We start from the raw sequence: 10,958 nt of genomic DNA on the forward strand, positions 1-10,958 counted from the left end.
TTTTATCAATGACGGGCAACTTACTATCTTTTGATCTTATATCGAACTCACGTTAAGTACCATTGTGGCTATACATTGTTTACAGTTAATATCCCTAATGATAACGAAAAAGATTTATTATGCTTATTAGGAATAATAAATTCAAAATTAATAACATTTTACATGTTAAATAAAGGTTGGATCAAATTAGCCGCAGGGAAAAATCCTCAAATAAGAATAGAAGATATCAAAAGAATTCCTATATCTCATAGCTTTCATTCCCCAACATTTTTCAAAGAGATTGTTGAATGTGTATCTTCTATTTTAAAAATAAATGATACTAAACTATTTATGGAGAAACTTACACAAATAGATAAGCTCATTTATAAATTATATGACTTGGAAGATAATGAAATAAATATAATTGAAAAATGGTTATTTAATAAATATAATTTATAAAGGAAGAATAGTTTAGGAGAAATGTAACAAAAGAATTATTCACTTTAGTAATTATCCCTATTTTTTTTGTTGAATATAGAAAAAAGTTAATATATTTGTTTTAATAGGAGTTTAGTGATTATCTATAATATTTTATTATGCTATATATATATTTTGACCAATTTGCAATCAGTGGATTGTCTAACGCTAAGAAAAACGAAGATTGGAGTAAAATATTAAATATTCTATTGCAACTTAAAAAACAAAATAAAATCTGTTGTTGCACCTCGCCTGAAACTATATTTGAAACATCTCAAAGAAATAGTATTGGCATTGATGAAAACTATAAACTCATTTCTGAATTATTAGATAACTGCTTTTTGAATGATATAAAGCAAATTATCTGCCAACAAATAGCTAAAAACATAAAAGAAATAACTTCTGTACAATTCTTATATCCTAAATATGATTTTACTTCTAAAGAGTTAAATAGTCACTTAAAATCAATGCTATATTCAACTTTTGAGAATATTTATATACCAACTCTACCTATTGAATGCACACAAACCAACATTACTAAAGTCACAAAAATTTTATCAGAAAATGAAATCTTTAAATTTATAGATTCAATAAAGAAATTCCTGTCAAAAGAACCATCCAACTCCTTTTACTATATTATTTGTAAATCCTTAAAAGATAATTTTAATTTTGAATTAGAAGATTTTATGAAATTACAAGAAGATATTTATACTAATGGATTCAACATGTATCCTACATTAAAAATTCGCAGTACTTTATATCCCTTTATTTTCTTCTCAGAATATACGAAAAGACAAAATATTAAGTTGAAAAATGATTTAATTGATATACGAAGAATATCGTCATCTTTACCATACTGTGATATTGTATTTTGCGATAGTAGATGGAAAGAAATAATCAAATCACTAGGAATCAACAAAAAGGAAAAATTAGAGACTCTTTTATTCTCAGGAAGCAATACGGACCTGAATGATTTTTATATGTATTTACTAAATTTATAGATATCTGATATTAATTTACTAATTGATTACAAAGCATTTTAAAATTGGAAGAAGAGGCGGACAAAACTGTAAAATTGGAATGAAAAAAGCTAACAACCAACTAATGTATTTGAATCTATCTTCTATAAAAAAGATTGGATTACCTACGCTATTCTCGTCATATTTTGACGAGAATAATTGATTTATTCGCGTCAAAACGCTATTTTTGCAAGTAAACCAAAACAAATATGAGACCCATCTATATATGGCAGCATACCGCATGGCCGAATTTCACGTGGAATGATTCGGAACTTATCATTTTACTTTCCGAGGTACGAAACTTGGAAGGGAAAATCCATGGAATGATGAGCAGTTTAGGCTTCGATATCCAAAGCAGTACCTCATTGAATGTAATGACGGAAGACGTGCTACGCTCTTCGGAGATTGAAGGGGTTATACTAAACTCAGATAAGGTACGTTCATCTATTGCCCGACACTTGGGAATAGAGACAGTTGGATTGCCTTATCCCGACCACTACACTGAAGGAGTGGTACAAGTGATGATGGATGCCGTCAGGAACAACGACCAGCCACTGACTCATGAAAGGCTGTTCAACTGGCATGCCGCCATATTCCCGACAGGACGGAGTGGAATTTATCCTATACAAGTCGGAGCTTACCGAACGGGAGATGAACCTATGCAGATTGTTTCCGGCGCCATGGGAAAAGAAAAGGTCCATTACGAAGCTCCTCCTTCAGAGGCTGTGCCTGGAATGATGGATGAGTTTTTGGATTGGTTCAACAAGGAGACCGACATAGACCCGGTACTGAAAGCTGCTGTAGCCCATCTGTGGTTCGTAGCCATCCATCCTTTTGATGACGGCAACGGACGCCTTACCCGCACCCTCACCGATATGTTGCTGGCAAGAGCCGACGGATTCCCGCTCAGGTTTTACAGTATGTCTGCCGAAATCCTCCGTGAAAAAAAATCCTATTACGAAATACTGGAAAAGACTACGACTGGCTCAACGGATATCACTGTTTGGCTAAATTGGTTTTTGCAGATTATGAAAGCGGCCATCTGCCGTTCAGAAGCAACGGTGAAACGCGTAATACAAAAGACTTCATTTTGGCAACGGCACAGAGAAATATCCCTGAACGAAAGGCAAGTAAAAATGGTCAATCTGCTTTGGGATGGCTTTGAAGGGAAACTCACCACCTCTAAATGGGCAAAAATAACCAAAGCCTCGCAAGCTACTGCATTAAGAGATATTACCGACCTTATAGACAAAGGGGTGCTGGTAGCAGCCTCCGATGGAGGAAGAAGTACTAATTACTTGTTGAAAGAGGAGGGAGGAAATACGCTGGATAAATAAATCTCCCCGGCCGCCTTCAGCCGTAAGCCTCTTTCCATCTATCATATAGAAACTTTTCGGAAATGAAATCACCCACCGTCATTCCATTTCCGAAAAGGTCCGTCACAAGACAAGTCTCATTTATTTCTCTTCCAGCAAATCCGGACGCAAACGCTTCGTCCGTTCGAGCGACTGCTGGAACTCCCATTCACGAATCTTCGCTTCATGCCCCGACAGCAGGATGTCGGGCACCTTCCAGCCCTTGTAGTCCGCCGGACGAGTGTACACCGGAGGAGCCAGCAGGTTGTCCTGGAACGAATCGGACAGTGCCGACTGCTCGTCGGAAATCACTCCCGGAATGATGCGGACAATGGAATCAGCAATCACCGCTGCCGCCAGCTCACCGCCCGTCAGCACATAGTCGCCGATACTGATTTCCTTCGTGATGAAATGCTCGCGGATACGGTAGTCGATGCCCTTGAAATGCCCGCACAGGATAATCAGGTTCTGCGACAACGACAATGTGTTCGCCATCTTCTGGTTGAACTGCTCCCCGTCGGGCGTCGTGAAAATCACCTCGTCGTAATCCCGTTCCGCCTTCAGCGCAGAGATGCAACGGTCAATCGGCTCAATCTTCATCACCATGCCCGCACATCCCCCGAACGGATAGTCGTCCACCTTGCGATAGCGGTCGTACGCATAGTCGCGCAGGTTGTGGATGTGAATCTCGGCAATTCCTTTCTTCTGTGCCCGGCTCATGATGGAGTAATTGAAGAACCCTTCAATCATTTCAGGCAATACGGTTATAATGTCTATTCTCATTTGTCTGCGATTGTTTTTTGCAAAAGTACGAATATTTTTGCTACTTTTGCATGAAAACATTCCCCTTTAATCTCATGACAGAAATAGAAAGAATCGATCAGTTGCGTGAAGAATTGCACGCACATAATCATAACTACTACATTCTCAATGCCCCCACCATCAGCGACCAGGAATTTGACCACCTGATGCGCGAACTGCAGGACTTGGAGGCGAAACATCCCGAACACTACGACCCGAACTCGCCGAGCGTACGCGTGGGCAGCGACCTGAACAAGGAGTTCCGCCAGGTGGAACACAAATATCCCATGCTTTCGCTGGGCAACACGTATTCTGAGGCAGAGGTCCGGGAGTTTTACGAACGGGTACGGAAGGCGCTGAACGAGGATTTCGAAATCTGCTGTGAACTGAAATTCGACGGGACGTCCATCTCGCTGACCTACGAAGACGGGCAGCTGGTACAGGCGGTGACCCGCGGCGACGGCGTGCGGGGCGACGACGTGACGGACAACGTGAAGACCATCCGTTCCATCCCTTTGCGCCTGTCGGGCGAAGGCTATCCCCGCCAGTTTGAAATCCGTGGCGAGATTCTGATGCCGTGGACGGTGTTCGAGGAACTGAACCGCGAACGGGAGGAACGTGAGGAACCGTTGTTTGCCAACCCGCGCAACGCGGCATCGGGTACACTCAAGTCGCAGAACTCGGCCGTGGTGGCTTCGCGCAAACTCGACGCATACCTATATTATCTATTAGGCGAAGAACTCCCGCACGACGGCCACTACGAGAACTTGCAGGAGGCCGCACGCTGGGGCTTCAAGATTTCCTCGCACATGCGCAAAGTGCGTACGCTGGAGGAGATATTCGACTTCATCAACTACTGGGACCTGGAACGCAAGAACCTGCCGGTAGCGACCGACGGCATCGTGCTGAAGGTAAACTCCCTGCGCCAGCAGCGTAACCTGGGCTATACAGCCAAGTCGCCGCGCTGGGCCATCGCCTACAAGTTCCAGGCGGAGCAGGCATGCACCAAACTACTGAAGGTGACCTATCAGGTGGGACGTACGGGAGCGGTTACTCCTGTGGCCAACCTGGAACCGGTGCAGCTCTCAGGAACGGTGGTGAAGCGGGCTTCGCTCCACAATGCCGATATCATAGAGGCGCTCGACCTGCACCTGGGCGACATGGTGTACGTGGAAAAGGGAGGTGAAATCATCCCAAAGATTACGGGAGTGGACAAGGACGCGCGTCCGGCAGCCAGCGAGAAGGTGACCTTCATCACGCACTGTCCGGAGTGTGGCAGCAAGCTGGTGCGCTACGAAGACGAAGCGGCCCACTACTGTACGAACGAGGACGGATGTCCCACGCAAATCAAGGGACGCATCGAGCATTTCATCAGCCGCCGCGCGATGAACATCGAGGGACTGGGCCCGGAGACGGTTGACCAGTTTTATCAGGAGGGACTGATTCATGACGTGGCCGACCTCTATACATTGAAGGCAGCCGACATCTGCCGACTGAACCGCATGGGCGAGAAATCGGCCGAGAACATCATTCAGGGAGTAGAGAAATCAAAGACCGTGCCCTATGAACGGGTACTCTTTGCCTTGGGCATCCGCTTTGTGGGCGAAACCGTAGCCAAGAAGGTGGCACGGGCGTTCCCTTCCATTGACCTGCTGAAGGCGGCCACACTGGACGACCTGATTCACGTGGACGAAATCGGCGAGAAGATTGCGCAGAGCATCCTCCGTTATTTCCACAGCGAGAAGAACCTGCGGCTGATTGAACGCCTGCGTGAAGCCGGACTGCAGATGGCCATAAGCGAAGAAGAAACAGCCGGACAGACCGACAAGCTGCAAGGCCAATCCATCGTTATCAGCGGGGTATTTGCCCACCATTCGCGCGACGAATACAAGGCGCTCATCGAAAAACACGGTGGAAAGAACGTGGGCAGCATCTCCAAGAAGACCAGTTTCATCCTGGCCGGAGAAAACATGGGTCCCAGCAAGCTGGAGAAAGCACAGAAACTCGGAATCCGCATCATCAACGAAGAAGAGTTTCTCGGAATGATTGGTGAGTAAGAAACTATCATTTCTTTACAAATTATTTATAAAAGGCAAAAAAACGATTAAAGATATAGGTTAAGTTGAAAATATTCGTACTTTTGTACACTCGTTAAAGCGTTTATATTTCATTTATGATAGCAAGAAGACTGAAAGGAATGGGGGTGGCTCTGATTACTCCCTTCAAGAACGACGGCAGCGTGGACTATGAGGCGTTGTTAAGACTCGTTGAATATCAGGTACAAAACGGGGTGGATTTCCTTTGTGTACTGGGAACCACCGCTGAGACACCGACACTGACAGAAGAAGAAAAAAGACAAATCAAGAAGGTGGTGATAGAACGCGTCAACGGCCGTGTACCCATCCTGCTGGGTATCAGCAGCAACTGTACGCAGACCGTGCTCAACACCCTGAAAAACGAAGACTTCACGGGAGTGGACGCCGTACTGGTGGCCGTTCCTTACTACAATAAACCTTCGCAGGAAGGTATTTACCAGCATTACAAAGCCATCGCCGAAGCAACCAATCTTCCGGTAGTGCTCTACAATGTGCCGGGACGTACGGGCGTGAACATGACAGCCGAAACGACTCTGCGGCTGGCGAGAGACTTCAAGAACATCGTGGCCATCAAGGAGGCTTCAGGCAACATCTCGCAGATGGACGACATCATCAAGAACAAGCCTGAGAATTTCGACGTGATTTCGGGCGACGACGGTATCACCTTCCCGCTGATTACACTGGGGGCCGTGGGAGTCATCTCGGTCATCGGAAACGCTTTCCCACGTGAGTTCAGCCGCATGACGCGTCTGGCATTGGCGGGCGACTACAGTAATGCGCTGACCATCCACCACAAGTTTACGGAGCTGTTCAAGCTGCTCTTCGTCGACGGTAACCCGGCTGGTGTGAAGGCCATGCTCAGTATGATGGGCATGATTGAAAACCGCCTGCGTCTGCCGCTGGTGCCCACGCGCATCACCACCTACGAGCAGATGCGCCGCATTCTGGACGAACTGAAAGTAAGGTGCTAAAAGGGAAGTTTCCCTGCACCTTCACATACACGCAAAATAAAAAGAGATTTCAAAAACCGAGGAGGGATTTGAAATCTCTTTGCTTTTTGTTGTATCCATGTCATCTTCTGTAAGGGGCGGGCATCAGCCTTTGGCTGTGTGCAGCAGTGATGCCAGTTCAGAGGGGCTCACATTCTTTGCGACAATCACCCCGCGGTCATCTACAAGGCAGTTGATTAAACCGTGCTTCAGGTCGTACGACTTGAAAATCTCTGAATTCTCACCCTCCATTTCCTGATAGACGTTATCATTGATACCGTCTTGCTTGACTGCCGTCCGGAAAACCGACGGATAGCGGTCGAACGAAATGGAAATCATCTCAACACGGGCATCGTCCGAAACCACATGATGCAATCTGGCATTGCGAGTACGTGATGCGGCATCGTAACTGGCCCAAAAGCTCAGCAAAATATAATTGCCTTTGGAGGCTTGCAGGCTGAGCGGCTGCTTTTCATTTCCGAGTACTAACTCCGGAGCCTGTGCTCCGACGGGAAGTTTCTCGGTGGGAGTATTTCTCTTGTCAAATGACAGAGAAATCAAGGAACTGAATACTAATACAACAAAAAACCACTTTACATTTTTGAGCATGTAATTTGATTTTAGTTAATACTATCCGGTACTGTGTCCTTACAGTGATTTCCTGCCCGGAACATTACTTCTGTGGCGGAACAGGAGGTCCCTTCCGCCACGTGAATCTGGGAAATCCGGTGCAAATATACGGTTTATTTCCCGAAAAGATGCAAATGAGCCTATTATTTTATGTTTTTAAGCATAATTTTTAAGTTTCATCTGTAACATTTCTCCGTTTTCGGCCACATATACATATTTATCTACATCCCTGTCTTCCACTTCTATACGGTAATAATTTCCGTCGGCAGTCTCAAAATAATCCACGTCGTCCACCCGCATGCCACTACCGGTGAGTTCAGCCAGCGCCTGACGCACTTCCTCGGGAAGGGTATCCATTTCGTAGCGGCCGATTTCATAAGTGGTATGCACCCAGGAGAGTACTCCGCTGCCATCCTGCTGATAGAACACCTCTTTCTGCCGACCTCCATCACGGATTTCCACTTCGATGCCTCTCCGGTCTTCCTCAATATCCAGAATCACAGCCTGCGGATATTTCTCCATCACCAGCGATTTCACTTCTGACGTCTGCCCAGGAGCTGCCGGCAGATGTTCGCCCCATTCCGTATTCTCACGGAGCAGCGTACCGTCTTCCAAATAAGTGAGTTCATATTCCCGTTCTCCCGATTCCACTTCGATGACGTAAATCACACTCATATCGTTCTTTTCAATCATGTCTACATCATCCACCCGCCAAGAAGCATAAGTGCTGGCTGCAAAGGCATCCAATACAGCTTGCGGGAGCTGGTTGAACGGAAGGTCGTATTCCGTCATCACCCATGCGCCGTCGGGAGTGAACCAAGCCTTGTTCTCAAGCCCGTTGCCCATGAATTCGGCCTCATAGAACCCACCGTTCTGTTCCCAATCCACACGGGAAGCATTGGGGTATCTGCTATCAAAAGCCGCTTGAAGGTCAGCTGATACTTGTACATGATCGTCGTCTTTATCACAGCTTGTCAGGCCGACCACACTTAGTGTCATCATGGCCCAGAATGCAAATTTCTTCATAACCTATGTCCTTTTTTCATTTATCTGTGGCAAAGATTACACCTGATTCTGAAAAGAATTTGAAATTTTCCCCGAAGATGAAAAAATATGCCTATATTTGAGGTACACAACTTGGAACATTCACTGCATGAAAAAAATATACTGCCTCCTGACTGCTCTTTTCTGTCTGCTTGTTTCCGTAGCATCTGCCCAAAAAGTGGGACTGGTGCTCAGTGGGGGCGGGGCGAAAGGACTGACCCACATCGGTATCATCCGTGCCTTGGAAGAAAACAACATTCCGATTGACTACATTACAGGAACATCCATGGGAGCCATCATCGGTTCACTTTATGCCATGGGCTACTCGCCGGACGACATGGAAAAGCTCATCAAGTCGGACGATTTCAAGCGATGGTACTCGGGAGGCATCCAGGAAAAATACATTTATTATTTCAAACGGAATCCACCCACGCCAGAGTTTATCAACATCCGTGTATCGCTGAAGAATCCACTGCACAAGGTGAAAACGCAGTTCCTGCCGTCGAGCGTAGTCGACCCGTTGCAGATGAACCTGGCCTTCGTTGAATTGTTCGGACAGGCCACAGCGGCCTGCAAAGGGAACTTCAACGAACTGTTTGTACCGTTTCGCTGTGTAGCTTCCGACGTGTACAACAAGCGTCCCATCATCTTCAAGAATGGGGACCTTGGTGATGCCGTACGAGCTTCCATGAGCTTTCCGGGCATGTTCAAGCCCATCGAAATCGACTCCGTGTTGGCCTATGACGGAGGAATCTACAACAACTTCCCGGTGAACATCATGATGGAGGACTTCCATCCCGACATCATCATCGGCAGTGTGGTCAGCTCCAACCCTGGAAAGCCACAGGAAGGTGATATCATCGGACAGCTAGAAAGCATGATCATGCAAAAGACAGACTATTCCGTACCCGATTCCATGGGCATCCTCATGACTTTCAAGTACGACGACGTGAGCCTGATGGATTTCGACCGCTTTGACGAACTGCATGACATCGGCTATAACCGTACCATCCAGCTGATGGACTCCATCAAGAACCGAATTTCCCGGCGTATGGACCATCGGCTGCTGGAAAAGGAACGGCTCGCTTTCAAAAAGAAGATGCCCGAACTGCGTTTCCGCAACATTCTCATCCACGGAGCCAACGACCAGCAGAAAAGATATATCCGCAAAGAGTTCCATCTTGACGACGACGGTACATTTTCGCTGGAGGAACTACGGAAAGGATATTTCCGACTCATGTCGTCCGACAACATGATTTCAGAAATCCTGCCACATGCTGTGTATGATCCTTACGAAAACGATTTCACCCTCGACCTGCAGGTCAAGATGAAAGATAACCTTTCTATCAGAGTAGGCGGCAATGTGGGGTCTAACGGAGCGAATCAGGTGTACGTAGGAGCTACTTACCACAGCTTGAACAATTATTCGAAGGAATTCTCACTGGACGGACAACTGGGACAGATTTACAACAACCTGCAAATCTCCGGCCGCATCGATTTGCCGACGCGGTTACCAACTTCCTACAGACTTGTGGCTTCCTTGTCGACCTTCGACTACCTGAAACAGGAAAAACTGCTGAGCAAGGGCAATACGCCCATATTCAACAAGCAGAAGGAAGAATATGTCAAGATGTTTGTATCCATGCCTTTTCTGAGCCGACAAAAAGCAGAATTCGGCATCGGACTCGGCCATTTGGAAGACCAGTATTTCCAGACCAATGTCATCGACTTCACGTCGGATGTGCGGGATGCCAGCAAATACACGATTTTCGGAGGCTCCGTGGCGTTGGATGGGAATACCTTAAACAGCAAACAGTTTGCCACAGCTGGACGTAGGGAAAGGCTCGCAGCGCATATCTACACGGGCGTGGAACGCTATTATCCCGGCATGGAAGACCCTGCCTATACAGAGAACTACAAATATATCCAGTCGTGGCTGCAAATTTCTTACGAGCTGGAAAAATACCATAACTTGGGTACACATTTCTCTTTGGGCACGTACCTGAAAGCGTATTACTCTTCGCGGAACTTCAGCCACAATTATCGGGCTACGATGATGCAGGCCGGAGAATTCGCACCGACCGCTCACAGCCGAATTACTTACAATGAAGCATTTCGAGCCAATCAGTTTGTAGGAATAGGAGTGAGTCCGATATACCAGTTTGCCAATATTTTCCAAATCCGCTTGTGTATGTACGGATTTGCCCCAATTTTTCCGATCCGACAAGACGGATATAAAGCTTACTACGGAAAAGTATTCTCTCAGTTCGAATATTTAGGCGAACTGGAGGTTGTGGCCCGCCTTCCATTCGGCTCCATCAGCGCCTACTTAAATCACTACAGCTCACCAAGTAACAACTGGAATTTGGGCATTACATTGGGCTGGCAGATATTTGGAGGCCGGTTTATGGAGTAATTTTATCGAAAAAAAGTCAGTGAAAGATTTGGATATTTCACACAAACTCCATACCTTTGCACCCGTCAAACAAAAAGGACATGGCCGCGTAGCTCAACTGAATAGAGTAGCTGACTACGGATCAGCCGGTTACAGGTTTGAATCCTGTCGCG

General features: G+C 46.2%; 9 protein-coding genes. 6 read left to right on the plus strand and 3 right to left on the minus strand.

Going from position 1 to position 10,958, the window contains the following annotated elements:
- The first annotated feature begins 162 nt into the window (after positions 1 to 162).
- The 3 genes from RDP42_RS12060 to RDP42_RS12070 all read left to right on the plus strand — a co-directional run bounded on the left by RDP42_RS12060 (position 163) and on the right by RDP42_RS12070 (position 2,812).
- Positions 163 to 438 carry a hypothetical protein gene (locus RDP42_RS12060; protein WP_308763884.1) on the plus strand — a complete coding sequence of 92 codons (276 nt, stop codon included), beginning with the start codon at positions 163 to 165 and terminating at the stop codon, positions 436 to 438.
- A gap of 137 nt (positions 439 to 575) precedes the next feature.
- Positions 576 to 1,457, plus strand: a complete 882-nt coding sequence (locus RDP42_RS12065) for a hypothetical protein (RefSeq protein WP_308763885.1) — start codon at positions 576 to 578, stop codon at positions 1,455 to 1,457.
- Between the two features lie 227 nt (positions 1,458 to 1,684).
- Positions 1,685 to 2,812, plus strand: a complete 1,128-nt coding sequence (locus RDP42_RS12070) for a Fic family protein (protein ID WP_308763886.1) — start codon at positions 1,685 to 1,687, stop codon at positions 2,810 to 2,812.
- A gap of 120 nt (positions 2,813 to 2,932) precedes the next feature.
- Here RDP42_RS12070 and trmD read toward each other — a convergent pair whose 3' ends face one another.
- Entirely contained in the window at positions 2,933 to 3,613 is a 681-nt protein-coding gene (gene trmD, locus RDP42_RS12075; RefSeq protein ID WP_022353701.1) for a tRNA (guanosine(37)-N1)-methyltransferase TrmD, read from the minus strand.
- A gap of 74 nt (positions 3,614 to 3,687) precedes the next feature.
- On the opposite strand from trmD, the gene ligA reads away from it, so the two are divergent.
- Both ligA and dapA read left to right on the plus strand, forming a co-directional pair.
- On the plus strand, positions 3,688 to 5,688 hold the full coding sequence (gene ligA / locus RDP42_RS12080) for an NAD-dependent DNA ligase LigA (protein WP_308763887.1): 2,001 nt from the start codon (positions 3,688 to 3,690) through the stop codon (positions 5,686 to 5,688).
- Between the two features lie 116 nt (positions 5,689 to 5,804).
- Positions 5,805 to 6,698 (plus strand): 4-hydroxy-tetrahydrodipicolinate synthase, encoded by an 894-nt coding sequence (gene dapA / locus RDP42_RS12085; protein WP_177863740.1) that lies wholly within the window; start codon positions 5,805 to 5,807, stop codon positions 6,696 to 6,698.
- 123 nt (positions 6,699 to 6,821) lie between these two features.
- On the opposite strand, the gene RDP42_RS12090 is transcribed toward dapA, so the two are convergent.
- Positions 6,822 to 7,325: a thioredoxin family protein gene (locus tag RDP42_RS12090; RefSeq protein ID WP_308763888.1), complete on the minus strand. Its 504-nt coding sequence runs from the start codon at positions 7,323 to 7,325 to the stop codon at positions 6,822 to 6,824.
- 177 nt (positions 7,326 to 7,502) lie between these two features.
- Positions 7,503 to 8,372: a PepSY-like domain-containing protein gene (locus RDP42_RS12095; RefSeq protein WP_308763889.1), complete on the minus strand. Its 870-nt coding sequence runs from the start codon at positions 8,370 to 8,372 to the stop codon at positions 7,503 to 7,505.
- 127 nt (positions 8,373 to 8,499) lie between these two features.
- On the opposite strand from RDP42_RS12095, the gene RDP42_RS12100 reads away from it, so the two are divergent.
- Positions 8,500 to 10,806: a patatin-like phospholipase family protein gene (locus RDP42_RS12100; RefSeq protein WP_308763890.1), complete on the plus strand. Its 2,307-nt coding sequence runs from the start codon at positions 8,500 to 8,502 to the stop codon at positions 10,804 to 10,806.
- Positions 10,807 to 10,958: the final 152 nt, after the last annotated feature.

The sequence above is a fragment of the uncultured Bacteroides sp. genome, from assembly GCF_902472605.1.
In the GTDB taxonomy this organism is placed as follows: domain Bacteria; phylum Bacteroidota; class Bacteroidia; order Bacteroidales; family Bacteroidaceae; genus Phocaeicola.